Annotated in this window: 28 protein-coding genes; 12 read left to right on the plus strand and 16 right to left on the minus strand. The window is 72.0% G+C overall.

Annotated features, from left to right (window positions below):
- Positions 1 to 32 precede the first annotated feature (32 nt).
- A complete protein-coding gene (locus AB4039_RS12530; protein WP_266844495.1) occupies positions 33 to 524 on the plus strand; it encodes a hypothetical protein in 492 nt (163 codons plus the stop codon).
- An 89-nt stretch (positions 525 to 613) separates the two neighbouring features.
- Here the strand turns inward: AB4039_RS12530 and AB4039_RS12535 are convergent, their stop codons facing one another.
- Positions 614 to 832, minus strand: a complete 219-nt coding sequence (locus tag AB4039_RS12535; protein ID WP_266844496.1) for a hypothetical protein — start codon at positions 830 to 832, stop codon at positions 614 to 616.
- Positions 833 to 860: 28 nt separating this feature from the next.
- Positions 861 to 1,097, minus strand: a complete 237-nt coding sequence (locus tag AB4039_RS12540; RefSeq protein WP_266844498.1) for a hypothetical protein — start codon at positions 1,095 to 1,097, stop codon at positions 861 to 863.
- Between the two features lie 627 nt (positions 1,098 to 1,724).
- Here AB4039_RS12540 and AB4039_RS12545 point away from each other — a divergent pair.
- The 3 genes from AB4039_RS12545 to AB4039_RS12555 all read left to right on the plus strand — a co-directional run bounded on the left by AB4039_RS12545 (position 1,725) and on the right by AB4039_RS12555 (position 4,075).
- Complete coding sequence (locus tag AB4039_RS12545; RefSeq protein ID WP_442270733.1) at positions 1,725 to 2,441, plus strand: DUF1963 domain-containing protein; 717 nt, start codon at positions 1,725 to 1,727, stop codon at positions 2,439 to 2,441.
- Between the two features lie 201 nt (positions 2,442 to 2,642).
- Positions 2,643 to 3,416 carry a class I SAM-dependent methyltransferase gene (locus AB4039_RS12550; protein WP_266844502.1) on the plus strand — a complete coding sequence of 258 codons (774 nt, stop codon included), beginning with the start codon at positions 2,643 to 2,645 and terminating at the stop codon, positions 3,414 to 3,416.
- A gap of 137 nt (positions 3,417 to 3,553) precedes the next feature.
- On the plus strand, positions 3,554 to 4,075 hold the full coding sequence (locus AB4039_RS12555; RefSeq protein ID WP_266844503.1) for a universal stress protein: 522 nt from the start codon (positions 3,554 to 3,556) through the stop codon (positions 4,073 to 4,075).
- Between the two features lie 28 nt (positions 4,076 to 4,103).
- Here the strand turns inward: AB4039_RS12555 and AB4039_RS12560 are convergent, their stop codons facing one another.
- From AB4039_RS12560 to AB4039_RS12570, 3 genes are read right to left on the minus strand one after another with little or no spacing between them, the layout of a single operon-like run.
- Positions 4,104 to 4,754 (minus strand): Rv1733c family protein, encoded by a 651-nt coding sequence (locus AB4039_RS12560; protein ID WP_442270734.1) that lies wholly within the window; start codon positions 4,752 to 4,754, stop codon positions 4,104 to 4,106.
- 34 nt (positions 4,755 to 4,788) lie between these two features.
- On the minus strand, positions 4,789 to 4,911 hold the full coding sequence (locus AB4039_RS12565) for a hypothetical protein (protein WP_266844507.1): 123 nt from the start codon (positions 4,909 to 4,911) through the stop codon (positions 4,789 to 4,791).
- A gap of 47 nt (positions 4,912 to 4,958) precedes the next feature.
- A complete protein-coding gene (locus AB4039_RS12570; RefSeq protein WP_442270735.1) occupies positions 4,959 to 5,732 on the minus strand; it encodes a pyridoxamine 5'-phosphate oxidase family protein in 774 nt (257 codons plus the stop codon).
- Positions 5,733 to 5,798: 66 nt separating this feature from the next.
- On the opposite strand from AB4039_RS12570, the gene AB4039_RS12575 reads away from it, so the two are divergent.
- Complete coding sequence (locus tag AB4039_RS12575) at positions 5,799 to 5,996, plus strand: hypothetical protein (protein WP_442270736.1); 198 nt, start codon at positions 5,799 to 5,801, stop codon at positions 5,994 to 5,996.
- On the opposite strand, the gene AB4039_RS12580 is transcribed toward AB4039_RS12575, so the two are convergent.
- The 3 genes from AB4039_RS12580 to AB4039_RS12590 are packed head-to-tail and all read right to left on the minus strand — an operon-like array spanning position 5,986 to position 8,651.
- A complete protein-coding gene (locus AB4039_RS12580) occupies positions 5,986 to 6,741 on the minus strand; it encodes an FAD:protein FMN transferase (RefSeq protein WP_442270762.1) in 756 nt (251 codons plus the stop codon). The two genes, AB4039_RS12575 and AB4039_RS12580, sit on opposite strands and share 11 nt — an antisense overlap.
- A 46-nt stretch (positions 6,742 to 6,787) precedes the next feature.
- Entirely contained in the window at positions 6,788 to 7,225 is a 438-nt protein-coding gene (locus AB4039_RS12585) for an FMN-binding protein (RefSeq protein WP_266844510.1), read from the minus strand.
- 55 nt (positions 7,226 to 7,280) lie between these two features.
- Positions 7,281 to 8,651 (minus strand): ferredoxin reductase family protein, encoded by a 1,371-nt coding sequence (locus AB4039_RS12590; protein ID WP_442270737.1) that lies wholly within the window; start codon positions 8,649 to 8,651, stop codon positions 7,281 to 7,283.
- A 195-nt stretch (positions 8,652 to 8,846) separates the two neighbouring features.
- Here AB4039_RS12590 and AB4039_RS12595 point away from each other — a divergent pair, with 195 nt between their 5' ends.
- The 3 genes from AB4039_RS12595 (at position 8,847) to AB4039_RS12605 (ending at position 11,499) form a co-directional block, all read left to right on the plus strand.
- A complete protein-coding gene (locus AB4039_RS12595; protein ID WP_442270738.1) occupies positions 8,847 to 9,593 on the plus strand; it encodes a response regulator transcription factor in 747 nt (248 codons plus the stop codon).
- 5 nt (positions 9,594 to 9,598) lie between these two features.
- Complete coding sequence (locus tag AB4039_RS12600; protein WP_442270763.1) at positions 9,599 to 11,038, plus strand: sensor histidine kinase; 1,440 nt, start codon at positions 9,599 to 9,601, stop codon at positions 11,036 to 11,038.
- A gap of 122 nt (positions 11,039 to 11,160) precedes the next feature.
- Positions 11,161 to 11,499 carry a hypothetical protein gene (locus tag AB4039_RS12605; protein ID WP_266844512.1) on the plus strand — a complete coding sequence of 113 codons (339 nt, stop codon included), beginning with the start codon at positions 11,161 to 11,163 and terminating at the stop codon, positions 11,497 to 11,499.
- A gap of 63 nt (positions 11,500 to 11,562) precedes the next feature.
- On the opposite strand, the gene AB4039_RS12610 is transcribed toward AB4039_RS12605, so the two are convergent.
- A complete protein-coding gene (locus tag AB4039_RS12610) occupies positions 11,563 to 11,931 on the minus strand; it encodes a nuclear transport factor 2 family protein (protein WP_266844514.1) in 369 nt (122 codons plus the stop codon).
- Positions 11,932 to 12,001: 70 nt separating this feature from the next.
- Between AB4039_RS12610 and AB4039_RS12615 the strand changes: the two genes are divergently transcribed.
- Positions 12,002 to 12,877 carry a LysR family transcriptional regulator gene (locus tag AB4039_RS12615; RefSeq protein WP_442270739.1) on the plus strand — a complete coding sequence of 292 codons (876 nt, stop codon included), beginning with the start codon at positions 12,002 to 12,004 and terminating at the stop codon, positions 12,875 to 12,877.
- 348 nt (positions 12,878 to 13,225) lie between these two features.
- Positions 13,226 to 14,650: an FAD-binding oxidoreductase gene (locus AB4039_RS12620; RefSeq protein WP_442270740.1), complete on the plus strand. Its 1,425-nt coding sequence runs from the start codon at positions 13,226 to 13,228 to the stop codon at positions 14,648 to 14,650.
- A gap of 58 nt (positions 14,651 to 14,708) precedes the next feature.
- Here AB4039_RS12620 and AB4039_RS12625 read toward each other — a convergent pair whose 3' ends face one another.
- The 7 genes from AB4039_RS12625 to AB4039_RS12655 form a co-directional block, all read right to left on the minus strand.
- Positions 14,709 to 15,137 carry a nuclear transport factor 2 family protein gene (locus AB4039_RS12625; RefSeq protein ID WP_442270741.1) on the minus strand — a complete coding sequence of 143 codons (429 nt, stop codon included), beginning with the start codon at positions 15,135 to 15,137 and terminating at the stop codon, positions 14,709 to 14,711.
- Between the two features lie 113 nt (positions 15,138 to 15,250).
- Positions 15,251 to 17,005, minus strand: coding sequence for a glycoside hydrolase family 35 protein (locus AB4039_RS12630; protein ID WP_442270742.1), 1,755 nt, complete (start codon positions 17,003 to 17,005; stop codon positions 15,251 to 15,253).
- A 63-nt stretch (positions 17,006 to 17,068) separates the two neighbouring features.
- Complete coding sequence (locus tag AB4039_RS12635) at positions 17,069 to 19,045, minus strand: glycoside hydrolase family 5 protein (protein ID WP_442270743.1); 1,977 nt, start codon at positions 19,043 to 19,045, stop codon at positions 17,069 to 17,071.
- A 76-nt stretch (positions 19,046 to 19,121) separates the two neighbouring features.
- Complete coding sequence (locus AB4039_RS12640; RefSeq protein ID WP_266844525.1) at positions 19,122 to 19,967, minus strand: carbohydrate ABC transporter permease; 846 nt, start codon at positions 19,965 to 19,967, stop codon at positions 19,122 to 19,124.
- A 7-nt stretch (positions 19,968 to 19,974) separates the two neighbouring features.
- On the minus strand, positions 19,975 to 20,997 hold the full coding sequence (locus AB4039_RS12645; protein WP_266844526.1) for a carbohydrate ABC transporter permease: 1,023 nt from the start codon (positions 20,995 to 20,997) through the stop codon (positions 19,975 to 19,977).
- The gene (locus AB4039_RS12650; protein WP_442270744.1) at positions 20,997 to 22,274 is read right to left on the minus strand and encodes an ABC transporter substrate-binding protein; all 1,278 of its coding nucleotides are present in this window, start codon (positions 22,272 to 22,274) and stop codon (positions 20,997 to 20,999) included. Before AB4039_RS12650 ends, AB4039_RS12645 begins: the two co-directional genes overlap by 1 nt.
- 113 nt (positions 22,275 to 22,387) lie before the next feature.
- Positions 22,388 to 23,548, minus strand: a complete 1,161-nt coding sequence (locus tag AB4039_RS12655) for an ROK family protein (protein WP_442270745.1) — start codon at positions 23,546 to 23,548, stop codon at positions 22,388 to 22,390.
- 174 nt (positions 23,549 to 23,722) lie between these two features.
- Here AB4039_RS12655 and AB4039_RS12660 point away from each other — a divergent pair, with 174 nt between their 5' ends.
- Positions 23,723 to 25,849, plus strand: coding sequence for an alpha-galactosidase (locus AB4039_RS12660; RefSeq protein WP_442270746.1), 2,127 nt, complete (start codon positions 23,723 to 23,725; stop codon positions 25,847 to 25,849).
- An 80-nt stretch (positions 25,850 to 25,929) separates the two neighbouring features.
- Complete coding sequence (locus AB4039_RS12665; protein WP_442270747.1) at positions 25,930 to 26,772, plus strand: alkaline phosphatase family protein; 843 nt, start codon at positions 25,930 to 25,932, stop codon at positions 26,770 to 26,772.
- The last annotated feature ends 14 nt before the right edge of the window (positions 26,773 to 26,786 follow it).

The raw sequence follows: 26,786 nt of genomic DNA on the forward strand, positions 1-26,786 counted from the left end.
ACTCGCTCCCACAGCCCTGCTGGAGTCGGGTGATGGCCTTCTTCCTCTTCCTTCTCGTCCCGGCCGGTCTGATCCTTCCCTTCGTCTTCGCGGGTCGGGCCGTCGGTGTTCTGGCCCGGGCCGGCGGGCCGCAGCGGGCCGACAGCCATGCCTGGCTGCGCACCGCCGGCTTCGCCCAGGCGGCGATCGCGTGCGGCGCGTACACCTGGGGCCTACTGCACGTCACCGGCGCGGTCATGTCGGCGGAGGACGGCGGAACGGACTCGATCCCCATCCCGCCCTGCCGTACCCCGGGCTGGGAGCAGCGGGCGGAAGGGATCACCGGGTACCGGGTGGAGTACGTACCCCTGCGCTTCGTGTGCGAGACCGACGACATCGGCGACTACGCCGTCTCCGTCCCCGGCTACGTCAACCCGGTCTTCTTCTCCCTCGGCCTCGGCGCTGCCGTCTGCTTCACCGTCACAGCCCTGGATTCCGGCAGCGGCCGCTCGTACAAGCCCAGGTCGAACGGCCCCGCAACGTAGCCCCGGACGTCGAACGCCCTGGCGCACCGCGCAGCAGGTACGGCAACACCCCGGAGCGAAGCGGATCGGGGCGTTGCGGTTCGTGGCGTTCAGGCTTCGATGTACGCCACGATCGTGACGGTCCGCAGGGCGGTGACGTAGTAGATCACGCGTACGCCGTCGATTTCGTCCGCGTAGTCGCGCAGCAGGGTTCCGGGCACGGCGGTGCCGAGGTCGGGGTTGACGCTGATGGCGACGATCGCGCGGTCCAGGCGGTGCGTCTCGTTCCCGGTCAGCTTCCCGAGCTGGGTGAGCGCGGGCTCGACCATGACGACGCGTGAGCGGCGTCCAGAGGGGTCAGGCGACACGGGGCTGCTCGTCGGCGAGGCGGGCGAGGTGGGCGTCGCGGGCGGTCTCCCACGGCACTCCGGTCTCCGGGGCGGGGTAGCCGTTCGCGGCGATGTCCTCCAGCACCGAGGCGAGGACGTCGACCTTCGCCCGCTGCTCGGCCGCGTACGCGAGGACGGACGCGGCGGCGTGCTCGTCAAGGGGCTGGCGTTCGGGCACGGGCACGGTGGCCGGCTGCTCGCTCATCCGGAACTCCTCGGCTCTCATCTGGCGTGGTGTCACCACGATATCGCCGCGCCGGGGTCCTGGGGCCCGGCGCGGACGATGCGGTCCACCGGCGATCAGTTGCGTGGGGAGACGTAGTGGTCTGCCGCCCGTAGGGGCCCAGACGGGATCCGTCGATTCCCACGACGATGGTGTCGGCTCAGTCGACGAACTCCTCGGTCCGCCGCATGAAGGAGCGCAGACGACGCAGTACCCGATCACCGAGCTCGACGCCCACTGGCGCGCCGCCAACTACGTGGCCGCCGGGCTTCTTGGGGAGCCGTCGCGGAGCGTTGCAGAAGCAGGATCACCTTGCGGAGTGGTTCCAGTCCGGCTCGACCATAGAGCTGGCTCTCTTCTTTTGGGGGATCCATTGCCCTGATCCGGAGCACGGCGAGGCCGGTGAGGCTCGTGTCGTACCCCGGTTCTAGGGTTCGGAACATGTCCCGTCACACACCCGACCGCCCGGTCGACGTGGAGAGCCTCTTCCCCGAGCTGCTTCCCTTCCGTCGTGAGTCCGTCCGCCTGCACCCGCGCCCCGGTTCTCCGACGTGCCGGGACAGCTCTGTCGGTGGCCCGCTCCTGTGGCCCGCCGACGAGCCATGGCCGGTGTGCGAAGCCGAGCACTACGACCCGGACACCGCGAGCCGCCTCGAACCTGCCTCACCGATGGCCCCCATCGTGCAGATCCACCGCGCCGACGTACCCAGCCTGCCCTTCCCAGAGGGCACCGATCTCCTCCAGGTCCTGTGGTGTCCTTACGCGCACGGCGCCTACTGTCACCCGCTGCCCCAGGTGTACTGGCGAGGCTCCCTTGCCATCGGAGATGTGGGGGCGACACCTGCACCGTCGACGGCCGGGCTTCCCGACGGCTGGTACCCGGCACCCTGCGTCGTTCACCCCGAGCAGGTGACCGAGTACCCGAGGAATGACCGTCCCTGGGATCTGCGCGACGCACTCGAAGCCCGTGTCGAGGCACTGCTGGCAGAGACCGGGCTGCGGTACTCGTCGCATCTTGCCGACGCACCGGGAATCAAGCTGGGTGGCTATCCGGGCTGGAGCCAGGAGCCCTGCTGGCCGGACTGCGAAACGTGCGGGGGCCGGATGGAGCACCTTCTGACCGTGGCCGAGAGGGAATTCGACAGTGAGTCCTGGCGCACCTGGCTTCCCCAGGAAGACCGGACGGCCGAGAACACCGAGACCCGCTGGCTATGGAAATCCGAGGCGTTCAACCCCACCCTTCTGGACACCTRCGGAATCAACGTCTACGTATTCGAGTGCCGCACCTGTCCCCACCGCCCCGTCGGGCACTGGTCGGACCGATGACCGGCAGGCAAGCCGCCTGACGCACTCCTCTCACCCTGGCATTCTCGTTACTCGGTGCCAGAACCGAGTTTCAACAGCAGTTGGTGATCAGCGCGCCGGCAGATGTCCACCGGATGACGGCACTGTCGTCAGCGAGGACGTTCGCGCCGATCGCCAGGGCGACCAGCGTCTCCAGGGAATCCGGCACGGTAATCTCAGGTCATGCCTGAGACATCAGTGGCGCACTTCTATGACGAACTGGCCGACGACTACCACCTGATCTACTCAGACTGGGACGCGAGCATCCGTCGGCAGGGGGACGCCCTGGACGCACTGATCGGCCAGGATCGCGCGGCGGTGCTCGACTGTTCCTGCGGCATCGGCACCCAGGCCATCGGCCTGGCGCTGCGCGGGCACCGGGTCACCGGGACCGACATCAGCCCCCGCGCCGCCGCCCGCGCTGCCCGGGAGGCCGCCCGCCGGAGCCTGAGCCTGCGCACGGCCGCCGCCGACATGCGGCGCCTCCCGTTTGCCGATGGCCAATTCGACACTGTCGTCTGCGCCGACAACTCGCTGCCTCACCTGCTGACAGAGCAGGAGGTGAACGCCGCCCTGGCTGAGATGCGCCGAGTCCTGCGCCCCGGCGGCCGGCTGCTGATCAGCACACGGCCCTACGACGACCTGCTGCGCGATCGCCCGGCTTCGACGCCTCCACAAGTCCACAGGGTCGCCGAAGCCGACGGAGGAGAACGAACCGTCACCTTCCAGCTCTGGCACTGGCACGACGACGGCGAGCACTACGACTTGGAGCACTTCCAACTCCTCCCGGCAAGCGGAGAATGGCGCGTCCAGGTCCGCCGGACCACGTACTGGGCACTCGGCCGGGACCGGCTGGCCGGCCTCGCAGCCGAGGCCGGGTTCGTCGACCCTCAGTGGCGGATGCCACAGGAGACGGGCTTCTTCCAGCCGCTGCTTGTGGCCCGCGCCGGCGAGTAGGTGATCCCATCGCTCGGCGCGGGACGGCCGGCGCCCTGATGAGCAGCCCGGCCATCACGCCCGGCCGGAATGGAGCATGGTTCGGGCGGCCCGGCTGATTCGGCACCCTGACGGGCTTCGTCCTCGGCTCCGTCGCGATGGCCGTGCTGCACTCCACCGAGCGGCCCGTCGTCCTCGTAGTCCTCGTACCCAGCGGGGAGGACGGCTTGCCTCACCCGGCCGGGGAGCACGCCCGACGCGACGTGGTCGTCGGCGTCGCCATCAGCCGGCCGTGCGACGCCGTGCTCGCCTTCGCCTTCGCGGAAGTCGCACGCCGGTCCTGCCGCCTGCACGTCCTGCACGCCTGGCCGCCCCCGGTGCTGGTCGGGTACGGAGCGGCCTACGGTCCCCGCGTCCACGCTGAGATCAACGAGAACGTGACGGCCGATCTGGCCGACGTCCTCAGGCCCTGGCGGGACCGGTTCCCCGCCGTCGACGTGACCGCGCGGACCCCCATGGGACACGCGGCGCAGAAGCTCGTGGATTGCGGGGCCGAGGCCGGCCTGATCGTCGTCGGTCGCCGGATCCGCCACTCGTCGTTCGGCGCTCACATCGGCTCGACCGCCCACGCCGTGGTCCACCTCGCCGTCCCGCCCGTGGCTGTCATCGCCTACGGCTGAGCAGGCGGCGGGCCGGGTCGGCGGGGCCTCAGTCGTCACCGGCCTCCCGGCCCGGACGGAGTCGGCCGGACCATCCCGGTTCGACGCGTGCCCAGTCGCGCTCCCACTCGGCCAGGTTGCGCGCTTCCACGCTGCGGAGCCGCAGGGAGACGACTCCTGCGGCGGCGAGCGTGATCAGGCCCGCACTGCCCGCTCCGGCCGCGACGGCGTCCGACGCCAGTTCGGTCGCGGCTCGGGGAACGGAGGCCATCTCGCCGGTGTCGTCGACCCACAGCGGGACGGTGTGCCCCACGGGCGTTCCCGCCGGGACGGGCAGAGTGGCGGTGTGCTGGGAGGCGGGGGGATACCGCCACTGCACGCGGGCCACTGTGGTGGCGCCGTTGACCCCGGCCGGGATGTGCCGCGTGACCTCGCCGACGGTGGTCGCTTTCACCAGGTGTCGCTGCCGTGCCAGCTCCGCGGCCGCGCGGAGCCCGTTGTCCATGGAGGTGAGTCCCACCTGGATCCCACAGGCCACGGCGAGAAGGCACGACAGAGCGAAGACGAGGAGCCAGCGGCCGCGGGTACGGTCCGTCGCCCGCCGGAGCGGGTTGGCCTGCGCACGGTGCCAGTGCTGTCGACTCGTGGGGCCGTCCTGCGAACCCCTGCGTCCTGGTCCGGACGAGTTTCGGTGGAACATGCCGCACCTCCTCGCTGCGACGGTGCCGATCCGCTCAGTGCTCGGCGCCGAGTCCGGTACCGCTGTGACGGGCCCGGCTCCGGCTGATCCGTAGGGCGATGTCGGCCGGCGCGCCGTGCCTGTCGCCGTGGGCCACGAGCACTGCCTTCCCCGTCATGACGACTCTCCGTACCCACAGGTGGCTGTCCGCTTCGCCCGTGGGTATCAGTGCCGGGGCTTCCGGTGGTCCTTTCTCCTCCATGCTCTCAGTGTGCTCCGCGTCGAAGGCCCCTCGCCTCCGCTGCGTCCGAAGACGGCGGCTCGGACCGGCTTCAGTGACGGCCCGCGCGACGGCCGGTGATCCGGACGGGGGTGACGACATCCAGTGGGTGCGGCGGCCCCCGCACACGGCAGGGAGCGCGCGACGGCGTCCAGGCGCTGAAGGGCTTCGCCGTCCGTGACGCCGACGACCTCGCCGACGGCCATCACGCTCCAGCCCTGCTTCATCGCGTCGTCGATGTGGTCGACCTCGAAGGCCACCTCGGTTCCGGCGGCACGGGCGAGCAGCGCTTCGTCCGAGGTCCGCAGGGCGATGTCGTTGTCGTTCCCGGCGACGACGTAGTTGACCGGGAAGATCGCGGGGCCTTCCGCGGTGAAGGCCGCGACGCGGCCCATGCCGTGCGTCGAAAGCAGCCGACGGCATTCCTCCTCGCCGAGCGCCACGAGTGCGGAGTCCAGCCAGGCGGTTCCCCGGCCGGGCGGTTGCTCGGTGGTGGCTCCGGTCAGTTCGGCGACGGTGGTCCCCAGCACGTCGGCGAGACGTACGAGCGAACCGGCGCTGGGGTTGGCGGCCCGCTCTTCCAGGTAGGCGATGTACGAAGCGTCCGGGCCGGACGGCCCCGAGCGGGACCGGTCGGGCCCAGCGGTACGACCCTCGCGGCCGTCCCGGACTCCCGGCCACGGCGTGAGTCCGAGGAGTGAGGGTCGGAGGCACACCATGGGCACCCTGCGGACTCCGCCGACTGCGCCGCCCCTGTGGTCGCAGGCGAAGGCCGCGTCGTCGGCGTGGTTTCGGAAGCCGCCCTGTTCCTGAAGGAAGAATTCCGCGACCGCCGTCTCGGCATGAGCGAGCAGACGCGTCGCCTCGGCGACACCGCGAAGGCCGGGTCACTCCGGGCCGGTGATCTGATGACGACCCCGGCTGTCACCATCCGCAGAGCCCGGATGCCGGGCGCGGCTCCCTCCGCTCTGCTCAGGGTGTGACATCGCGCCGCGCCGTGCGCTCCGCCGGTCCCGTGAGCGGGAAGCCGCAGCTTCGGCGGGCCTGCCCGTCCAGGCCGACCGTGAGGAGCTCGTACCCAGGCCGCGACGCGATCCACGTGTGGGCGTCGGGGCCGAGGACGACGGCCGCGGTGGCCCAGCTGTCGGCCCAGGTCAGGTCCGGACCGGTGACCGTGGCGGCCAGGAGCCGGTGGGCGGCGCGGCCGGTGCGGGGGTCGAGGACGTGCGGTCCGCGCTCGGCGCCGCCCGACGTGGCCACTGCGAAGTCCCGGCCTTCGACGGTGGCGAGCAGCCTGCCCGGTCGGCAGGGGTCGGCGATGCCCACGCGCCACGGCAGGCCCGGGGCGGGTTCCCCGCCGAGGCGGATGTCGCCACCCCCGTTGACGAGACTGTTGGGCGCTCCGGCGGCGCGCAGCATGGCGTACGCCTGCTCGACGGCCCATCCCTTGACGAGACCCGATGGGTCCAAGCGGTTTCCGGCGCGTGCCGAGAAGCAACCCCGGGTGTCCCGCTCGGCCCGCTCGCACAGCCACAGGACGTGCCCGACCTCCTGGGGGGCGTCGGCGAGGCGCATCGATCCGTTGTCGATGCGGCTGATGGCACTGTCGGGGCGGTAGGTGGAGAAGGTCCGGTCCACGTGGTGCAGCCAGGCCACGGCCTCTGCCAGGGCGGCCTGCGTCGCGGGGGTGGGGCGGTGGCGCAGGTCGAAGGAGAAGACCGTTCCCATGACGTGTTCGGTGTGGCGCAGGCGCTCCGTCGAACCGGTTTCCCGCTCAGGCAAGGGACTTGTCCAGGGCGCTCTGGAGGGAGCGGGTGTACCCCTCGCTGGTGTAGGTGGCTCCGGACACGGCGTCGATCCGCGCGTTCTGGGCGCCGATCGCCTCGTCGGTGAGGCGGGGCACGGCGTAGGAGGCTATCTCACGGTCGCGGCGGTTCTCCGAGGGGACCCGGAGCACTTCGACCGCGGTCAGCCTGCCGCCGCTGATCGTGACGGCGACCTGCACGGGCCCGTAGCGCGTGTCGATCACGTCGCCGGTGAAGGTGCCGGAGCGGCTCGGACCCGTCGTGCCCGATGCCGCCCCGGTCGTCGGGTCCGGCGCGGCCGGCGACTGTGCGGAGACGGCGGGGCGGGCGGCCTGGTGGGGCTTGAGCGCGAGCAGCGAGACGATGCCTGTCACGGTCGCTGCGGTGGTGACGGCGGTACGGCGCAACGGGGCTCCTCGGGAGACGGATGGGGGCCATCGGGAAACGGTGCCGGGGTGGGGATCACAGAGCGAAGGACTCCTGGTGGACCCGGTGGGGCGCGACCCCGGCCCCCCTCAGGGCGGTGCCGGCGGCTGCGGTCATGCCGGGCGGACCGCAGAGGTAGACGTCCCGGTGGCCGAGGTCGGGAACGAGGGCGGTGAGGCAGGGGGCGGTGAGCGCCAGCTCGTGCCCCGCCGGCTCGTCCACCGAGTAGTACACCCGGGCCCCGCGCGCGGCGGCGATGGCGTCCAGTTCGCCGCGCAGCACCAGATCGGCCGGTGTGCGCGCCCAGTACACGAGGACCAGGTCGCCGGGCAGCGACTCGAACAGGGCGCGCAGCGGTGTGATGCCGATGCCTCCGGCCAGCAGAAGGGCGCGTCCGGCCCGGGTGTTCCGGGCGGTGAGCGCGCCGTAGGGGCCTTCGGCCCACACGCGGGTGCCGGGGGTGAGCCGGGCCAGGGCGGCGCTGTGGGCGCCGAGGGCCTTCACCGTGATGCGCAGACATCGCGGGCCGGCCGGGGCGGACAGCGAGTACGGGCTCGCGGTCCACCACAGACCGCGGGTCAGGAAGCGCCAGCGGAGGAACTGCCCGGGTTGCGCGGCCAACTCGTCCAGGCGCCGGCCGGTGACGTACACCGACACGACGCCGGGCCCCTCCTCGCGCACCTCGGCGACCCTGAGGCGGTGCCTGCGGGCCGACCGCAGCGGGGCGAGGAACCTGAACCAGAGCACCAGGGCGGCCGGGGTCAGGTACGTCGCGTACCAGAGGAACCGGGCGCTGCGATTGCCGACGAAGTCGGCGCCGTTGGCGAGCTGGTGGCCGAAGCCGAGGAAGATCGCCGCGTACGTGGCGCAGTGGAGGAGCTGCCAGGTCTCGTAGGAGAGCCTGCGCCGGGCCGCGCGTGCGGAGACGGCGGCGGTGAGGAGGAACAGCGCGAACGCGGCCGTGGCCTTGAGCATCTCCGGATAGCGCAGGACCAGGGTGGTGGTCTGGTTCAGCACACCCGTGTGGCCGGTGAGCGAGTACCCCCAGGTGATCAGCAGGGCGTGCACGAGGATCAGCGAGATCGCATAGCGCCCGCCGGCCGCGTGCCAGCGCGCCAGGCGGTCGCTGCCCACCGTGTGGTCCAGCCAGGGAACGCGGGCCATGAGGGCGACGACGACGGCGCAGGCGTAGCCGGCGAGCAGCCCCGTGACGCGGCCCGCGCCGGTGAGCCAGCCGCCCGGGCCGACCACGGAGGTGGTGTCGGCCCACCACAGGGCGAGGACGCCGGCCGCACCGGCCCAGCCCAGCACCTGCACGGCCGTAGGGGCGATATGGAACGCGAGCGGCCCTGCGGGCGGCCGGTGCCCGGGCCTGCGGGTCGTGTCGGTGGCGGGATAAGCGGCCACGGCGTCTCCTGTCCCTCGGGAAGCGGTCCCGCACGCGGTGCGCGGGCGGCCGGCGGGGCCGGATCCACACCGTTGCGGAACTTGTTCTGAGAATCCTTTGAACGACGACGTACCGATCGGATTCAGAGGAAACTCAAAGGTGGGGTGGCCCTCGGGAGCGCCGTTCTCGGCGATGCTGGACGGACCATGCACTCCATGCACTCCATGCACTCGCCTGCCTCACCGCCCCCGCTGCTGCTGCGGCCCGACGGCGCTGCGGTCCGCGTCCTGGTCGTCGACGACGAACCGGACCTCACCGACGTGCTCGGCGCGGCCCTGCGTTCCGAGGGCTGGGACGTCCGCACCGCGGCGGACGCCGCCGGAGCCCTCGCGAGCGCGGCGCAGTTCCGTCCCGACCTCGTCGTCCTCGACTGGATGCTCCCCGATCTGGACGGGCTTTCCGTCCTGCGGGCGCTGCGCGAGCTCTGCCCCGGTGTGTGCGTCCTGTTCCTGACGGCGCGGGACGCGGTGGAGGACCGCATCGCGGGCATCACGGCGGGCGGCGACGACTACGTCACCAAGCCGTTCAGCCTTGAGGAGGTGCTGGCACGGCTGCGGGGGCTGATGCGGCGGGCGGGGATGGTCCGCGGCGGCCAGGGCCCGCGCCTGGTGGTGGGGGACCTCGTCATGGACGAAGAGGCGCGCGAAGTGGCGCGGGGCGGACAGATCGTCGAACTGTCCCGGACCGAGTTCGAACTGCTCCGGTTCCTGATGCGCAACCCGCGCCGCGTGCTGTCGAAGGAGCAGATCCTGGACCGGGTGTGGTCCTACGACTTCGGCGGCCGCGCCCACGTGGTCGAGCTCTACATCAGCTACCTCCGCAAGAAGATCGACGCCGGTCGGACCCCGGTCATCCACACGGTGCGCGGGGTGGGCTACGTACTCAAGCCGGAGCATCCGTGACCCGAATACGGCTGCGCCCGCCCCGCTCACTGCGGGCCCGGCTGACGGCCGGGCTGGTGGTCCTGCTGGGACTGGCGTGCGGGGCCGTCGGAGTGGTGACCGTACTCGCGCTGCGGGGATTCCTCATCGGCCGGGTGGATCAGCAGCTCACCGCAGGCGGAGGACGGTTCGCGGCCAGCCTGGAGCACGAGGCCAAGCCCGACGCCGACAACCTCCCCGACACCCGCGGGCAGGCGGCGGGAACATTCGGTGCCCGCCTCCTGGACGGGCGGGTGACCGAGGCCGCAGTCGTGGAAGACACCGCCCAGCGGTCGGTCGCCCTCAGCCCGGCGGACGTCCGGACCTTGGACTCGGTGCGGGACGACCGCGAGGGACACAGCGTGCGGTTGTCCGCGCTCGGCTGCTACCGGGTCGTTGCCGTGCCGGGCGACGACGGTGACCTGCTGGTCACGGGGCTGCCGCTGCATCCGGTCGAGGAGACGGTCCACCGTTTGGAGGCGGTCGAGGGCACGGTCTTCGCCGCCGCCCTGATCAGCGCCGGTCTCGCCGCCGCCCTGTGGGTGCGCTTCTCACTGCGCCCGCTGGAACAGGTGGCGCGGACCGCCGCCGAAGTCACCCGGCTGCCCCTGGCGACCGGCGAGATCGCGATGCCCCACCCCGTCCCGTACACGGATCCGGACACCGAGGTCGGCCGGGTCGCCACCGCGCTCAACCGCATGCTCGGCCACGTCGGCGACGCCCTGACCCGCCGCCATGTCAGTGAGGAGCGGCTGCGCGCCTTCGCCGCCGATGCCAGCCACGAGCTGCGCACACCCGTGGCCACGATCCGGGCCCATGCCGAGCTGGCGCTGCGCCATCCCGGCCCCGTTCCCGACGAGGTCCGTCATGCCCTCGGACGCGTGGCCGCGGAGTCCGCCCGGATGAGCGGGCTGGTGGACGACCTGCTGCTGCTCGCCCGCCTCGACGCCGGCCGCCCGCTGGACCGGCAGCCGGTGGACCTGACCCGGACCGTCCTCGACGCGCTCGATGACGTCCGCGCGCTGGCCGACGGCCACCGCTGGGAACTGGATCTGCCCGAGGATCCCGTCGTGGTCCCCGGCGACGAGCACCGGTTGCACCAAGTGGTCGCCAACCTCCTCGCCAATGCCCGCCTCCACACGCCTCCCGGCACCCATGTCGTCGTGGCCCTGTCCGCGGGTGCGCGGCAAGCCGGACTCTCCGTCACCGACGACGGACCCGGCATCCCGGAGGACCTGCTGCCCGACATCTTCCGCCGCTTCTCCCGGGCCGACACCGGCCGCTCGCGCCGCAACGGATCCACCGGCCTCGGGCTCTCCATCGTCGAGGCCGTGACACACGCGCACGGCGGCACCGTCGCGGTCGAGAGCCGCCCCGGCCACACCCGCTTCCGGCTGCACCTCCCCACCGGGCCGGGGTCGCCGTAGCCGTCCCCATCTGCGCCGGGTCGGCGCATGCGGCGGGCTGCGGCGGGGCGACCACGCGAGAACACCGGCCCGGCCGTAGCGTGGAAGGGGCAAGGACACTCCGCGGTGAGGGGCGATGCGCAATGACCTGGGCTTCGTGGACGACGACAGGGGTCTTCGCCGGGCGGGGCGGGGTGCTGACCGAGGAGGCGGGGGTTCTCAGTGGGGACCTGACCGTGCACACCACCTGGTCGGGCCAGGAGGCCAATGTGGCGGTGCAGTACAGCGGCGGTTCGGACTGGTTCACGGTCACCGGCAGTCCGGTGCACTGCTCCTCCGAGGAGGACAGCCGTCTCCTGCACCAAGAGGTGGTCGACGCCGTACGCGGCGATGCGGCCGCCACCGTGCCCCACTCCAGGCCCCACTCCTTGCCCCGCACCATGCCCACGGACACGGTTCTCAGTGAGGAGGAACCGGGGTAGCGGTGGAGCTCCGGGCGGCCCTGCACCTGATCCCCGCCCCCGTGACGCCGGGGGCCTCCCCGTTCAGTTCCGCCTCTCGAATCCCGCCAGCAGTGCGCGGGGGTCGAAGGTCACGCGGATCCGGGTGACCTTCCCGTCCTCCACGTGCATCCAGTTCGCGGTCGGTGTGGGCGGCGCAACGCTCGTGTGCAGGTCGAACCAGGTGATCGCTTCATCTCCTTCCGCGACCCGCGTCTTCACGTCGATCTTCTCCAGCACCTGACCGAGCCCCTTCAGCCCGGCGAGCGCCTCCTCCACCCCCGAGGCCGTTCCCAGCGCTCCGACGAAGTCGACGTCTTCGGCCAGCAACCCCCGCAATGCCTCGAAGTCGCCCGCCTCCCAGGCGGTGAAGTAGGTCTCGGCAAGCTCTCGCGCGGTCTTCGTCGTCGTCATGCCTCCATCCTCCGGCCCTCTCATCCATCCGTCCAACAGATGGATCCGATGGCAACTATCATCACTGCATATGGAAGTACATCAGCTGCGCTACTTCGCCGCGATCGTGGACGAGGGCACCTTCACCGCCGCCGCCCATCGCCTGCACGTCAGCCAGTCCGGCATCAGCACCCAGGTGGCCAAGCTGGAGTCGGAGCTGGGCCAACCACTCCTCGACCGCTCCGGCCGTCACATCCGCCTCACCCCCGTTGGTGAGGCCGTTCTCCCCCTCGCGAAGAACGCCCTCGCCACCCTGGAGGCCATCCAGCACACCGCCGCCGAATTCGCCGATGCCGTCCGCGGCCGGGCCCGGCTCGGCATGATCATGGGCTGCTCGATCCCGGCCTTCCTCGACACCGTCGCCGAACTCGGCCGCACCCACCCCGGCATCGAGCTCAGCCTTCACGAGGGCTACTCCGATGACCTCCAGGCCCGGGTCCTCTCCGGCTCCCTCGACCTGGCCCTGATCGGCTACGCGGGCGAGGTCACTCCGGGCCTGGACGTGAGCATCGTCATCGACGAGCCGATCACCGCCGTCGTCCCGGCCGGGCACCCCCTCGACCGGACGGAACTGCGCCTCGCCGACCTCCAGGGTGAGAAGATCCTCTGCCTCTCCCCGGGCACCGGCATCCGCGCCGCCTACGAGGACTCCTGCCAAAGGATCGGGCTCGACCCACGCGTGGACATCGACGCCAGCTCCCCGGCCGCCCTTCTGCGCCTCGCCGAGCGCGGCGCGGGCGCCGCCGTCCTCAGCGTGTCCTCCACACAGGGCGCGGGCCTGCGGACCGTCCCGCTCGCCGACGCCGCCACGCACGCCCGGCTCGGACTCATCACCCGCCGAGGCCAGCACTCCCCGGCCGTACAGCTCCTGCGCACCAGGCTCTTCGCGGCGCTGCGGGCCGCCTAGGCAGGTACGTGTCGCATGGTGATCGACCTGCGGGACCTGCTCTCCCCGACCCTGATCCGGCACGTCGGTTTGCGTGACGCGCGCGCAATGGGCCGGTGGGGAGTGGGAGTTCACCGGGTCATGCCTGTCGATCGGGCCTGGGCCGGCTTCCGGTCAGTCCCGGTCGCGGGACCTTGTGCGCGGTGTCCGGCTCGCTTAGCCTCCTGGGGTTGTCGCTCGTCCATCCGGGACAACCGAAGGCTCCGCGCCCGAAACCCGCTCGCCGGGAATCGGAGCCTCCGTGAGCAGTTGTGACATGCCCGTGCTCTCAGCCCGTTCACCGGGCGATCTCCGACTGTGGCAGCCGCGATGAGCGCGCTGGTCCGTCCGTCGGACGGCATCGTCGGGCCGTTGCGGTCCGCGCTCGGGGCGGCGGTGCGCGCGCCCGGAACCGCGGGGTACGAGGACTCCCTTGCCCGCGTGTTCTTTCCGGAGGCCGCCCGTCGACGGCCCGCGTGCGTCGTGGCGCCCCGTACGGCCGAGGAGGTGGCGACCGTCATGAGGGTCGCCACCGAGGCGGGAGTCCGGGTCACGGTGCGTGGGGGCGGCCTGAGCTCGAACTGTGTCGCCGACGGGGCCGTCATGCTGGATCTCTCGGAGCATCGCGATGCCGCCCGTCCGGACGGAGACCGGGTGGTCGTCGACGGCGGGGCGACCATGGCCACCGTGCTCGGGGTTCTCCGCCCGGCGGGTCGTGCCCTGCCGGTCGGCGTGTCCGGCCACACGGGCCTGGGGATGGCCACCCGAGGGGGCGTCGGCTACCTGACGAGGTCCCTGGGCCTCACCGTCGACCATCTCGTGGGGGTCGAGCTGGTGCTCCCGTCCGGTGACCTCGTGCGTCTGTCGGAGAGGAGCGCGGGCGAGGACGCCGACCTGTGGTGGGCGGTGCGGGGCGGCGCGCCCTGCGTGGGGGTGGTCACCTCCGCGGTGTTCCGGACCCACGAGATCGCCCCGGTCTGGGTCGACCGTGCAGTGGTGGGTCCGGACGCGCTCGCCACGTATTTCCGGATCGCTCCGCAGCTTCCGCGGGACACCACCATGAGCGCGGTCCTCGGCTACACCTCCCTCTCGCCCCACGAGCCGGTCCTGTTCCTCTACACCGCTTGCGCGAGCCGGAACGACAGCGCCGTCGGGCGAGCCAGGTCGGCGGCCTCCGCCGTCGTCGCCGGGGCGGGCTCGCCTCCCCTCTACCGCTCGGAGAGGTCCGGGCGCTATCTGGCCGGGCTGCCCGAGTTCGCCATCCCCGGGGCCGGGGGCGCCGAGCCCGAACCGATCCGGCTGCCCCGGCCGGGTGACGGTCCGCGTGGTGCGTTCTTCGGCAAAGCGGTCTTCACCGGTCCCACTCTCGACGCCGCGGTCGCCGACGCCCTGGCGGAGCGGATCCGCGCCGCACCCACGCGGGCCTGCCGCATCGACTTCCAGCACACCGGCGGGGCTCTGGCCGACGTCGACGACACCGCCACCGCGTTCTGGGGCAGAACGGCCGAGTGGAGCATCCCGCTGAACGCGATCTGGGACGACGCCGCCGACACCGAGGCCTGCACGTCGTGGGCCCGCGACACGCTGCGGGCCCTGGCCCCGCACACCGTCGGGGTCTACAACGTCGAACTGAGACCGGGCCTCCCCGAAACCGAGACCGAGACACGGCAGGCCTACGGCGGCAACCTGGCCCGGCTCCGGGCGCTTCGACACCGCTACGACGGCGCGGGACTGCTCGCGCCACCACTCCCCTGACCCGACCCCGAGGCCGGTGTCCGAAGTCGCGGGGCGCCGGATCCGCCAGGGGGGGCGGTCAGGCGAGGCGGTCGGGCRGCGGTGCGAGGGTGAAGTTGTCCCAGATGAAGTTGTCCATCTGGTGCTGGTCGGCGCTCAGGTTGACGACGCGGTCGACCTGCCCGTCGGTGTTGAAGTGCCACACCAGGGCCCAGGTCGTGTCGACCTTGCCGGTGCCCGCGGTCGTCCAGCCGCGGTGGATGTCCACGACGTACTCGTCGTTGCTGCCGAAGAAGATCGGGGCGGCCTGGAAGCCGGCCTTGCCGAGCTGGTCGAAGAAGCTGCGGACTTCGGCGACGCCGTGCTTGGTCCCGGACAGCGGGTGCCGCCCGGGGATCGTCCACTGGACGTCCGGTGCCAGGACGGCACTCATGCCTTCGACGTCCCCGGCCGCGTAGGCGGCGAAGAACTTCTCGACCGCCTCGACCTTCGGGTCTTTCTCGTTCATGAACTCATCTTCCGTGTAGGCGTGTTGGAGTCCCATCCTCCCAAGACCGGCTCCGCTCCCACCAGCTCCTTCTGCATCGTGAGACCCGTGTCGTGGCCGGTGGCCGTCTTCGGCTACTCCTCGGTGGGGCCCAGATCGGGGTGGTCGCGCAGTTCGACCGTGCGGGTGGTGGAGGCGTGCAGTTCGAGGACGGTGATCTCGTTGCGGCCGGCCCTGAGCACGGGGGCCGGGACGTACAGCGTGGCCTGGGCGCCGCGGGACCAGTACCGGCCCAGCGCGAAGCCGTTGACCCAGACGTTGCCCTTGGTCCAGCCCTCCAGGGCGAGGAAGGTGTCGGCGGGCCGTTCGACGTCGACGTGGCCGCGGTGGAAGGCGGGTCCCACCGGGGGCGACTTCGGGTCGGAGGCGGTGAAGGACAGGCCGGCGAGATCGTCCAGGGGCAGGGCGCGGCTGGACCACAGCGCCGGCTCCCGGCCGCCCACGAGGGTGCGGCCGAGGAGTCCCTTGCGGTCGTGGACGCCCGGCCCGTAGTTGACCCTGCCCTGGTTCTCCACCAGCACCGTCAGCCGGGCTCCGGGGCGGGGGACGGCGAAGGCCAGGGCGTGCGCACGGCCCTCCCGTTCGAGCACGCCGACCGGTTGTCCGTCCACGAAGACCTGCGCGCGGTCGCGCACGTCTTCGGCCTGCAGTACGGCCGGGCCCCGGTCCGGCAGCCGGGTTTCGTAGAGGACGAAGCCGAAGTCCTGTCCGAGCTCCTCCATGGTGAGCGGGCGGGCCGCCTCCACGGCGCTGCCGAGGAGATCCGCCTGGGCCAGCAGGGGCGCGCATTCCGTCAGTGCGACCGGCCCGTGGCCGAGCTTCGGCGCGGGGGTGGGCACCGGCTCGTCGGGGACCGGCGCGTGTTTCGCGATGACCTCGCGGAAGGCGGTGTACTTGGGGGTCGGGTCGCCCGCCTCGTCCAGCAGGGCGTCGTAGTCGTACGAGGTGACGGTGGGGCGGTACGTCCCCTTGTCGTTGGCCCCGTTGGTGAAGCCGAAGTTCGTGCCGCCGTGGAACATGTAGATGTTCACGGAGGCACCGGCCGCGAGCAGCCGGTCGAGTTCGGCGGCGGCATCGCCGGCGTCGCGGACGGCGTGGGTCCCGCCCCACCGGTCGAACCAGCCGATCCAGAACTCCGAGCACATCAGGGGCCCGGCGGGCTGGTGCTCGCGCAGCCGTGCGAGGCCGGTCTCGGCCCTGCTGCCGAAGTTGGCGGTGCGCAGCACCCCTTCGAGACCGCCGCGTGCGAGGTCCGAGGGCTGGTCGCAGGTGAACAGGGGGACGTCCACGCCGTGGCGGCGGAGCAGCCGGGCCAGGTGGGCGAGGTACCCGGGGTCGTCCCCGTACGCCCCGTACTCGTTCTCCAGCTGGACGGCGAGCACCGGCCCGCCGCGGCTCCCGAGCGAGGCGAGGAGGGGCGGCATGAGGGCACCCAGGTACTCGTCCACGGCGCGCAGGAAGCGCGGGTCGCGGCTGCGCAGCGCGATGTCTTCCTCGGCGAGGAGCCAGGAGGGCAGGCCGCCGCCCTCCCATTCCGCGCAGATGTACGGTCCGGGGCGCAGCAGCACGTGCAGGCCCTCGGCGGCGGCGAGGTGGAGGAAGCGGGGCAGGTCGAGACCTCCGTCGAGCCGGAACTCGCCGCGCCGGCGGGCGTGGAGGTTCCACGGGACGTAGGTCTCGACCGTGTTGAGGCCCAGCAGGCGCGCCTTGTGGAGCCGGTCGGCCCATTGCCCCGGGTGAACGCGGAAGTAGTGCAGTGCACCGGAGACGATGCGGAACGGCCGGTCGTCGAGACGGAAGCCGTCTGCGGCGATCTCCAGTCGGGGCATGCGGTGCGCTCCTCGGGAAACGGGGAAGGGGGGAAGCGGAGACGAGGGGCAGAGGGGCGCCCGTCAGGCCAGAGGGCGGCACAGCAGCGCGTCGGGGACGCCGCCGTGGTTCCACCGCCATGTGAAGGCGACTCCGGCGACGTATTCGGTGTCGGCGCACTGGCCCTTGTAGTAGCCCGGCGCCCAGTCGCTGCCGGTCGAGCCTCCGGTGAGCGGGCGGTTGTCGCCGTGGTCGAACCAGATGGTGCGGCCGGTGACGGGCAGCGGGCCCGCGGCGGGGGCGCACAGCAGCGCGGACATGGCGTTGTCGCGCACGCTGTAGCCGACGGCGAAGGAGTTCTCGGGGCACTGCAGCTTGTTGTAGCCGTCCGCCCAGTCGCCCCGGGTGACGTAGCGCTCGTCGGTGACCACGGTCCAGGCGCCGGCCGCCTTCCGGGGCCCGCCCGCGTCGGTGCACAGGCCCCGGCTGTCGCTGCGGCCGAGGCCCGTCAGCCGCTGGGTGTCCGGGCAGTTGCCCTTGCGGTTGCCCGGAGACCAGTCCGGCTGCGCCGACATCGTGGCGGAGACGTTGTAGTCGGCGTGGTCGAGGTCGAGCATGTTCCAGTGGCTGACCTGGGGCACCTGACCGGTGCGGCCGGGGGCGGAGACCAGCTTGTTCCAGTCGTCGGCGCGCCAGTCTCCGCCGTCCTCGATGCCCTGGCGGACGCCGGTCGCGCTGTAGGACAGCAGGGCCCAGTTGTCCATCGGGGCGCCGGCTGCGTCGGTCCAGCCGACCAGGGGCCAGATCGCGAAGTCGGTGTCGTTGGTCGTGAGGATGTCGGTGAAGTTGTGCAGCCAGGCCCGTTCCTTGGCGTCGTCGGAGCCGCGGCCGCCGGCGCCGAACTCGCTGATCCACACCGGGGCGGTGAAGTGCTGGCCGGCTTCGGTGACGAACAGCGCCTCCTGGTTCACCACCTGGGCGAGCTGCTGCGGTGTGAAGTCCTGGTAGCGCGGGTCGCTCGTGGAGCCGGGGCCGCTGCCCGCGCCGGTGTTGGCGGGGCCGGTGTAGGCGTAGAAGTGGGCGGCGTAGACGAGCTTGCCCGACTCGATCAGCGTGTGGGAGAGGTTGGCCACCGGCGTCAGCATCGGCCGCCCGTGCGGGAGTCCGGCGAGGGGGACGCCGTACCAGTTGATGCCCTCCATGACGACGAGCATGTCGGGGTCGGCCTGCAGGATCCGGTTTCCGGCCTCTTCGAAGGCGGCGTAGGCGTCGTGGCCGTCGTACCAGCCCCAGTTCGGGTCGTCCCAGGTGTCACGGCGCACCTCGTTGCGCAGGTCCGCGCCCACCACTCGTTTGTCGGCCTTGTAGCGGTTCACCATGAACAGCCAGTCGTCCACMCACTGCTGGGTGCTCTGGCTGCTGTTCCAGCGCTCGTTGCCGTCCAGGCCGCAGCAGAAGCGGGCGGTGGTCGTGTGGTTGTTGAGGATCACCGCGAAGCCGTCGGCGGTGAGGGCCGCGATGACGGCGTCGAGGACCTGGAGCGGGGTCTTGCCCTTCAGCTGCGGGTTGGCGGCGACCGCCGTGTCCGGGACGGGCGTGGTGTCGTGGACGAGCGCGTTGGAGAACGGCAGCCGGATGCTGTTGAGGCCCAGGCCGTGGAAGTCGGCGAGGATGGCGGCCATGGGGGCCCGGTCCAGTCCGAGCGGCATGCTGTGGGCCGGTTCGCCGTGCATGTGGCTGGCGGGATCGTTGATGTCCCCGCTCCCGGTCCACGTCCCCTGGGCTCCCGCCCAGTTGCCCGCCTTCAGCTTGAAGCGGTTGCCCCCGGCGTCGACGATCCAACGGCCCCGGGTGCTGAGGGGGCCGGTCCAGGAGGCGGCCAGCTGCGGACCGGTCAGGGCCGTGGGCGTGGCCTGGCCGCCGGTCGGGGCGGCGGTCACGGTGGCGGATCCGCCACGAACGGGTGCCGCCGCGCCGGCGGCCGTGCTCGTGCCGAGGAGCAGCGCGGACAGCACGGCGAGTGCCGCGGTCGCGCGTCGGAGCAGTGGGGTGCCTGTCATGTCGGCCCCTTCTGAGGATGGAGGATGTGCCGTGCTCTTGACGTGCGTGCGGCCGGCGGCGACGGTCGCCCCGGGGTCAGCCTTTGAGGCCGCTGGTGGCGATGCCCTCGACGATGTAGCGCTGGGCCACCAGGAACATGACGACCAGGGGGGCGATCGTCACGACGGCTCCGGCGAACAGGCCGGGCAGGTTGACGGTCTGTGAGGTGAGGAACGTCGACAGGGCGATCTGTGCCGTCCAGGCCGACGGGTCCTGGCCGATGACCAGGGGCCACAGGAAGGAGTTCCAGCTGTCGATGAACGCCAGCGCTCCGAGCGAGGCGAGCATGGCGCCCGAGTTCGGCAGGGCGATCCGGCGGTAGAGGCCGAACCAGCCCAGCCCGTCGAGCCGTCCGGCCTCCTCGATCTCGGCCGGGAACCGGAGGTAGAAGTTGCGGAACAGCAGGACGGCGAAGGGGTTGAACAGGCCGGGCGCGATGATGCCCCACAGCGTGTTCACCCCGCCCATCGAGCCGACCACGACGAAGGTCGGTACGAAGGTCACCGAGCTGGGGATCATCAGGGTGGCGACGACCAGGGCGAGCAGGATGCCGCGTCCCGGTACGGGTATCCGCGCGAAGGCGTAGCCGGCGGCGGAGGCCAGGAGCGTGGAGACGGGGGCCGTGATGAGGGCGATCAGGGCCGAGTTCCCCAGCGCCCTGCCCATGGACAGGGTCGGGTCGCCGAAGAGCGCGCTGAAGTTCTCGAAGTGCATCGTGGACGGCCACCACGTCCAGTGGGGCGAGCTCACGCCCCGGGTGTCCATCAGGGCACCGCGCAGCATCAGGTAGAAGGGTGTCAGGAAGGCCGTCGTCAGCAGACCCATCAGCAGTCCCCGCGCCGAGAGGCGCAGGGCTCCGGAGAGCCTCGGCACGGTGCTCATGTGCGGCTCATCCTTCCTTTCTCCCGAATCCCGTGAAGCGCCCCTGGATCAGGGTCACTCCGACGATGAGGGCGGTGAGCACGAAGGCTCCGGCCGATCCGAGGCCGTAGTCCTGGCTGCCCATCGCGGTGTTGTACAGGTAGACCAACGGGGTCTGCACGGGGGCCGCACCGGTGCCGGAGAGCCCGCTGTTGAACAGGTTGTAGAACTCGTCGAAGGCCTGGAAGGCCGCGATGAAGAGCAGCATCAGCACGGCTACGGAGGTGTTGCGCAGCATCGGAAGCGTGACGCCGCGCAGCAGCCGCAGGCCCTTCGCCCCGTCGAGCGCGGCGGCCTCGTAGAGGTCCTGGGGGATGCCCTGGAGGCCGGCGAGGAAGAGCACCATGTAGAAGCCGACCTGGAGCCAGAGCCGGAGGGTGACCAGGGCGATCCAGTACAGCGGTGGTGAAGTGGTCTGCAGCCAGGGGACCGGGTCCATGCCGAACCATCCGGCGAGGGTGTTGGCGATGCCGGCGGGGAGCCCGTTGAACAGGCACATCTTCCACAGGAGCGAGGCGGCCACGTAGGACACGGCGGCCGGGACGAGGAAGGCGGTGCGCACCACGGCCCGCCCTCGCCGGATCCGGTGCACCAGCAGGGCGAGGCCGAGGGAGGCCGCGAAGGTGACGGGCACGATGAATGCGGTGAACAGGAGGATCTGGCCGAGGGACGCGCGGAACGTCCGGTCGGAGAGCAGCGTGCGGTAGTTGTCCAGGCCGACCCACCGGCCGGGGGCTATGGTGCCGCGGGCGTCGCTCAGGCTGAGCAGGAAGCTCCAGCCGATGGCCACGTACTTGAAGACGCCGAGCCCGATGAGCGTCGGCCCGGTGAGCAGCGCGAAGGCGGCCCAGGCCGAGCGCGCGGTGCGGGGCCGCCGGGCGGCGGGGGCCGCGCCGCGGCCGGAGGGCAGGGAAGCCGGCGAAGGCCCGGCAGGCCCGGACTGCTCTGACTGCCCGGACCGGGGCGTGCCGGTGTGCGGTGCCGCGACCATCAGCCGCGCTGCTTGTCGACGACCGTCTGGGCTCGGGCCACTGCTTCCGCCAGGGTCTGCGCGGGGTCCCCCTGCCCGCCGACGATCTTCGCGGCGGCCGACCTGAAGGCGTCGCTCACGGCGGTGTCCCAGGTGCCCGGGTTGGGCTTGCCGTACTTGGCGGCCAGTTCCACCGCCTCCCGGGCGGCGCCGCCGGAGAGCTTCTCGGCGCCGGCCGCCACGGACTTGCGGGGCGGGACGTGCAAACCGTAGCTCTCGGCCCAGTCCTTCTGCAGTCCGCTCTCCTGGACCCACAGCCACTGGACGAACTTCTTGGCGGCGTCCACGTTCCTGCCCTTGGCGTTGACGCAGCTGGTCCAGCCGCCGACGCGCACGACGGGGCTCCCGCCGGCCTTGAAGGCGGGCCACGGCAGGACGCCGAAGTCGTCGCCGAGCGCGGCCTTGATCGCGGGCATCGCCCACAGGCCGCACCACTGCATGGGCACGACGTCCTGGGTGAGGGCGGACGGGTCCCACCAGTCGGTGGTGAAGCCGAGGAGCAGGGACTTGTCCTCGTGCAGGCGCTTCAGGCCGGTCAGGGCTTCGAGCGCCTGCGGGGAGCCGAAGGCGACCTTGCCGTCGGTCACCAGATCGCCGCCGTTGGAGCGGACCGCGAGGATCGGGCTGTCGCCCAGGCCGTCGTTGCCGACGAACAGGCCCTTGCCCGTCTTGGTGCTGAGGGCCTTCGCCGCCGCGACGAGTTCGTCGAACGTGGTGGGCGGGGTGATTCCGGCCTCGGACAGCCTGCTCTTGCGGAAGTACAGCATCATGATGTCGTCGATCATCTTGACGCCGTGGAGCTTGCCGTCGACCGTCACGCCGGCGATGGCGTTGTCGTTGAAGTCGGGCCTGGCGCTGCCGTAGAGGTCGTCCAGCGCGGCGATCTGGCCCCGGCGGGCCAGGCTGTCGCTGAAGTCGCCGATCTCGAAGACGTCCGGGGCCGCGTCGGTGAGCAGCGTCGCGTTGAGCTTGGCCGTGTAGTCGCCGGGGACCCAGGTGACCTTGACGGCCGTGTCCGGGTGGGCCTTGGTGAAGGCGGTCGCGTAGCGCAGCGCGGCCTGCTGCGCGCCGGCCTCGCCGTAGGCGTGGTACCAGACGTTCAGGGTGGTCCTGGCCGCGGACGAGCCGCCCGTGCCCGGGTTGTTGCTGCAGGCGGTGGTCACCACGCTGCCCGCGACGATCATCAGCGATCCGCCGAGGAAACGCCTTCGGCTAAGCTCGGTTCTGTGTGCGCTCATGTCGCATCCTTCCGTGAGGGCAGGCGTGATGTGGGTGTGTTCCGCCCGGCCGGTGCCCTTCCTCAGTGCTTGCCGGCAGGGAAGGGCGCCGGGCGGGTGAGCCGTGTGCGGTGCTACGGGAACAGCGCCTGTACCGCCACCGCGGCGGCCCCGCGGGCCCACTCCTCCCAGGGGAGCGGGCGCAGCGACAGCGGGCACCGGCCCGCGGCCCCGAAGGTGTGGGACGCGTAGGCGTCCTTGATGTGCTGTCCGAACAGGTCGTAGGTGTCCGTCCCCTCGCCGCTCACCACGACGCGTTCCGGGCCGACGAGATTGACCAGCGTGGCGATGGCGACCCCGATCGCGCGGCCGGCGCGGGCGAACGCCTCCCGCGCCACGGGGTTGCCGTCGCGGGCCATCTCCACGGCCTGCTCGAACGCGAGCTCTCCGAGACCGGTGCCCCGGCGGACCGCTTCGAGGATCGCTCCGCTGGAGGCGAGCGCCTCGACGCAGCCGACCGACCCGCAGCGACAGCGGGGGCCGGCCGGGTCGACGCAAATGTGCCCCATCTCCCCGGCCACGCCGTAGGCGCCCTGCACCAGCTGTCCGTTGACGACGATGGCGGAGCCGATGCCCGCGCCGATCGTGACCAGCGCGAAGTAGCCGGTGCCCACCCCCTCCCCGAACCACCAGTGCTCGGCGATGGTGAGTGCTTTGACGTCGTTCTCGACGGTGACCGTCAGACCGGTGGACGCGCTCACCATTTCGGCGAGCTGGACGTCGCTCCAGCCGAGGCGGCCGGAGAAGCGGACCCGGCCGCCTGCGCGGTCCACGTCTCCCGAGACCGCGATGCCCAGGTGGCGGGTCCGGGCGCGGAACGCGGGCTCGGCGTCGAGCAGTTCGTCGACGAGTTCGGTCAGGAGCACGCTCACCGCCTCGGGCCGGCAGTCACCGAGTGTCCGGCCCGCTGTCGCCCGCACTCGGGCCCGCAGGTCGCACACCACGCCGAACAGCCGGTCGTCGCTGATCTTCACGCCGACGAAGAACTCCCGGTCCGGGGTGACCGCCAGCGGGTTGACGGGTCGGCCGGCCCCCGGAGCGGTGCGTTCCGGCGCGAGTTCGTGCAGATAGCCGTCATCGATGAGCGGTCTCGCGGCCTTGGTGATGGCCGTCGAGGACAGCCCCGTCCGGCGCGCGAGCTCGACCCGGCTGAGCGGGCCCTCGGCCAGGAGCAGGGCGAGGACCGCGGTTTCGGCCGGTGCGGTGACCAGTGGTTGGGAGTCGTTTCGAAACACGGGTGCAACGTAGAGCAAATAAATAACTTCGTCCAGTATTGATTTCCCGCCTGTCTCCGCCTTAGCCTCTGGCCCAACTCACGGCCCGTACCCGGGCATTCGGCGCAGCGGGGCTCTCGCCCGCACCACCCTTCGTACGGCCGTGGTCCTTTCCGCACCCCAGGAGACCCCTTCGTGCCTGCCGCGCTCCCGCTCGCCACCTTCGACCCCGGCCCCGGCGTCGCGCTTCTCCGCACGCCGAACAGCCTGTACGCCCTGCGCGTCGGCCTCGACGGAAGCCCTCGGCACCTGTACTGGGGCGCGCCGCTCGACGCCGCGGTCCTGGCCCGGCTGCCGGAGGCGGCCTCGCCCGCCGCCAGCAGCTTCGAAGCCGACGCCGCCGCGGACGAACTCGCTCCGCAGACCGGGGCGCGGTTCGGCCCGGCAGGCCTCCAGGTCCGGTTCGCCGACGGAACCAGCGGCGCCCAGTGGCGGTTCGCCGGGCACACCGTCGACGGCGGCGAGCTGCGCCTGCGCCTGTGCGACCGCCACTACCCCTTGCGCGCCGAGCTGTGTTACCGCGTCCGCCCCGGCAGTGACGTCATCGAACGGTGGGTGGAGCTCACCCACACCGCGGCGGCGGAGGAAGACGCCGGCCCCATCACCATCGACCGGCTGGACTCGGCCTCCTGGACGGCCCCCGCGCTCGCCGACTACCGGCTCAGCCACCTCACGGGCGGCTGGAACAGCGAGTTCCAGCTGAACCGCGACCGGCTCTCCGTCGCCGAGACCGTCCTCACCAGCCGCCGGGGGCTCACCGGCCACCACGCCAACCCCTGGCTGGCGCTCGACGACGGCACCGCGACGGAAGACCGGGGCGAGGTGTGGAGCACCGCCCTCGCCTGGAGCGGAAGCTGGCGCATCACCCTCCACCGCGACCCGGTCGGCCGCACCACCTGGACCGGCGGATTCGGGCACGAGGGACTGCGGTGGACGCTGCGACCGGGCGAGAGCCTGCGCACCCCCGTGTTCGCCGGCCTCTACACGCCGCACGGCTTCGGCGCGGCCAGCCGCGCCTGGCACGGCCACGTCCGGGACCACGTGCTGCCGGAGCCCGGCCGGGAGCGGCCGGTCGTCTACAACTCCTGGGAGGCCACCGGTTTCGGAGTCGACCAGGCCGGACAGGTCCGGCTGGCCCACCTGGCCTCCCGGGCCGGCGCCGAACTCTTCGTGCTGGACGACGGCTGGTTCGGCGCGCGGCGGGGCGACGGGGCGGGGCTCGGCGACTGGGTCCCGCGCCGCGACGCCTTCCCGGAGGGACTGCGCCCCCTCGCCGACGAGGTGCACCGCCTCGGCATGGAGTTCGGGCTGTGGGTGGAGCCCGAGATGGTCAACCGCGACAGCGGGCTGTACCGCGCCCACCCGGAGTGGGTCATCCACTCCCCCACGCGCGAGACGACCGAGCTGCGCAATCAACTGGTGCTGAACTTCGCCCGGCCCGACGTGGAGGCCTGGGCCCACCACACCCTCGACTCCGTCGTCCGCGACCACCGGGTCGACTGGCTCAAGTGGGATGCCAACCGCGCCTTCACCGAGACCGGCTGGGAAGGGCATCACGATCCGGACCGGCTCTGGATCGACCACACCCGGGCCGTCTACCGCGTCATGGACCGGCTCCGCGCCGACCACCCGGGCCTGCGCATCGAGGCGTGCGCGGGCGGCGGCGGGCGCGCCGACCTCGGCATCCTCGCCCGCACCGACCAGGTGTGGACCTCCGACAACACCGATCCCGTCGACCGGATCGCGATCCAGGACGGCTTCAGCCAGCTCTTCCCCGCCCAGGTCATGGCCGCATGGGTCACCGACAGCCCCAACGTCACCACCGGACGGCTCACTCCGCTGCGCTTCCGCTTCCACGTGGCCATGTCCGGCGCGCTCGGCCTCGGCGGAGACCTGACGACCTGGTCCGAGGAGGAACTCGACCAGGCCGCCGGGCTCGTGGCCGCGTACAAGCGGATCCGTCCGCTGGTGCAGTACGGCGTGCAGTACCGCGTCGAGGGAACGGGCGGGGTGACGGCCGTCCACTACGCCGCCGAAGACGGCGGCGAGCACGCCGTTCTCGCCTGGCGCCCCTCGGCCCGGTTCGGCCACCCGCCCGCCCCCGTCAGGCTGCCCGCGCTCGACGCCGGCGCCCACTACCTGGACCCGGACCTGGACCGCGTGCACAGCGGCGCCGTCCTGGTCCACCGCGGACTCGACCTGCGGCTGCCCACGGGGGACTACGCGAGCCGGCTGATCCGGCTGCGCCGCGTCACCCCCTGACATCGCGTCGGACGAGCCCCGCCACCGCACCCCCGAGCGCCGGCCACCCACCCTCCCACCCTCGGACACCCTGGACCGAAATGGACAACCGCCACGTCCTCGTCGTCGGCATCGACGGCGTACGGCTCGACCTGCTGCCGGAGCTGGACACGCCGCACCTCGACGCAGTGGCCCGCGCGGGCTTCCTGGCGCCCGTCGGGATCGACGACGCCACGCCGACCATGTCCGGCCCGTGCTGGACCACCATCGTGACCGGGGTCGGCGTCGCCAAACACGGGGTGTGGGGCAACCGTCTCGACGGCAACCGGCTCGACGTCTTCCCCGACTTCACCACCCGCCTGGCCCTCGAACACGGACGGCGCACCTTCGCCGTCGGCGGCTGGGCACCCCTGTTCCTCGCCCGGCAGGGCGGTCCGCTCTTCACCGCCCCCAGCCGGCTGAGCTTCATCGCCCCCCGCGAGGACACCCCGGAGGCCTGGGAGGAGGCCGACGAGGCCGTGACGGCCGAAGCGGCACGCGTACTGGGCTCCGGAGAGGAACTCCACGCCTCCTTCGTCTACCTCGGCGCCGTCGACGAGACCGCCCATTTCCTCGGCTGCGGTCAGGAGTACCGCCGGTCGATCGAGACCGCGGACCGCCGCCTGGGCCGGATCGTCAAGGCCGTGCGCGAGCGCCCCGGCCACGCCGGGGAGCAGTGGACGGTCATCGTGGTGACCGACCACGGCCACCGCGAGGAGGGGGGCCACGGAGGTCGCAGCGAGCGGGAGCGCACCGCATGGGTGGCCGCGTGCGGCCCCGGTCTGCCCGCCGGCGCGACCGTGCCGGGCGTCCGGCACGCCGACGTCGCCGCGCACGTCTACGCCGCGCTCGGCATCGTCCGGGATCCCCACTGGACCCTGGACGGCGCCCCCTTCACCGCCTGAACCCCCTGCCCCCT

The sequence above is a fragment of the Streptomyces sp. M-16 genome (assembly GCF_052114405.1).
GTDB lineage: Bacteria > Actinomycetota > Actinomycetes > Streptomycetales > Streptomycetaceae > Streptomyces.

Excerpts from the sequence above, each read along its gene's own strand:
- AB4039_RS12615 (WP_442270739.1), top strand. The coding sequence starts at position 12,002 with ATGGAAGTACATCAGCTGCGCTACTTCGCCGCGATCGTGGACGAGGGC.
- AB4039_RS12650 (WP_442270744.1), bottom strand. The coding sequence starts at position 22,274 with ATGAGCGCACACAGAACCGAGCTTAGCCGAAGGCGTTTCCTCGGCGGA.
- AB4039_RS12535 (WP_266844496.1), bottom strand. The coding sequence starts at position 832 with ATGGTCGAGCCCGCGCTCACCCAGCTCGGGAAGCTGACCGGGAACGAG.
- AB4039_RS12640 (WP_266844525.1), bottom strand. The coding sequence starts at position 19,967 with ATGAGCACCGTGCCGAGGCTCTCCGGAGCCCTGCGCCTCTCGGCGCGG.
- AB4039_RS12605 (WP_266844512.1), top strand. The coding sequence starts at position 11,161 with ATGACCTGGGCTTCGTGGACGACGACAGGGGTCTTCGCCGGGCGGGGC.
- AB4039_RS12610 (WP_266844514.1), bottom strand. The coding sequence starts at position 11,931 with ATGACGACGACGAAGACCGCGCGAGAGCTTGCCGAGACCTACTTCACC.
- AB4039_RS12540 (WP_266844498.1), bottom strand. The coding sequence starts at position 1,097 with ATGAGCGAGCAGCCGGCCACCGTGCCCGTGCCCGAACGCCAGCCCCTT.
- AB4039_RS12620 (WP_442270740.1), top strand. The coding sequence starts at position 13,226 with ATGAGCGCGCTGGTCCGTCCGTCGGACGGCATCGTCGGGCCGTTGCGG.
- AB4039_RS12570 (WP_442270735.1), bottom strand. The coding sequence starts at position 5,732 with ATGGTGTGCCTCCGACCCTCACTCCTCGGACTCACGCCGTGGCCGGGA.
- AB4039_RS12630 (WP_442270742.1), bottom strand. The coding sequence starts at position 17,005 with ATGCCCCGACTGGAGATCGCCGCAGACGGCTTCCGTCTCGACGACCGG.
- AB4039_RS12555 (WP_266844503.1), top strand. The coding sequence starts at position 3,554 with ATGGCCGTGCTGCACTCCACCGAGCGGCCCGTCGTCCTCGTAGTCCTC.
- AB4039_RS12595 (WP_442270738.1), top strand. The coding sequence starts at position 8,847 with ATGCACTCCATGCACTCGCCTGCCTCACCGCCCCCGCTGCTGCTGCGG.
- AB4039_RS12565 (WP_266844507.1), bottom strand. The coding sequence starts at position 4,911 with ATGACGGGGAAGGCAGTGCTCGTGGCCCACGGCGACAGGCACGGCGCG.
- AB4039_RS12530 (WP_266844495.1), top strand. The coding sequence starts at position 33 with ATGGCCTTCTTCCTCTTCCTTCTCGTCCCGGCCGGTCTGATCCTTCCC.
- AB4039_RS12550 (WP_266844502.1), top strand. The coding sequence starts at position 2,643 with ATGCCTGAGACATCAGTGGCGCACTTCTATGACGAACTGGCCGACGAC.
- AB4039_RS12560 (WP_442270734.1), bottom strand. The coding sequence starts at position 4,754 with ATGTTCCACCGAAACTCGTCCGGACCAGGACGCAGGGGTTCGCAGGAC.
- AB4039_RS12645 (WP_266844526.1), bottom strand. The coding sequence starts at position 20,997 with ATGGTCGCGGCACCGCACACCGGCACGCCCCGGTCCGGGCAGTCAGAG.
- AB4039_RS12580 (WP_442270762.1), bottom strand. The coding sequence starts at position 6,741 with ATGGGAACGGTCTTCTCCTTCGACCTGCGCCACCGCCCCACCCCCGCG.
- AB4039_RS12665 (WP_442270747.1), top strand. The coding sequence starts at position 25,930 with ATGGACAACCGCCACGTCCTCGTCGTCGGCATCGACGGCGTACGGCTC.